The sequence below is a fragment of the Priestia sp. SIMBA_032 genome, from assembly GCF_046535215.1.
GTDB classification, from domain to species: Bacteria; Bacillota; Bacilli; order Bacillales; family Bacillaceae_H; genus Priestia; species Priestia aryabhattai.
Window position 1 is genome coordinate 1 of the sequence record NZ_JAWRXD010001380.1, and the last position, 243, is coordinate 243.

A 243-nucleotide genomic window follows, 5' to 3' on the forward strand; every position below is an offset into this window, starting at 1 on the left:
TAACAATGCTAGGGATTGGTGCGATAATTGGTACAGGAGTTCTAGTATTAACTGGATTAGTAGCAGCAAGAGATGCTGGTCCAGCAGTTATTTTTTCATTTATGATTGCAGCAATTGTTTGTGGATTTGCAGCATTATGTTATGCAGAAGTTGCATCTACACTTCCTGTTTCAGGTAGTGTGTACACATATTCGTATGCAACAATTGGTGAGTTTGTTGCTCATTTAATGGGATGGACATTGT

The 243-nt window shown here is 38.3% G+C and carries 1 protein-coding gene; it reads left to right on the forward strand.

Translation table 11 applies throughout. From position 1 onward, the window contains the following. Window positions 1-243 (forward strand): amino acid permease (locus SB717_RS38850; RefSeq protein ID WP_410908591.1); only part of this gene is annotated, 243 nt, incomplete at both ends.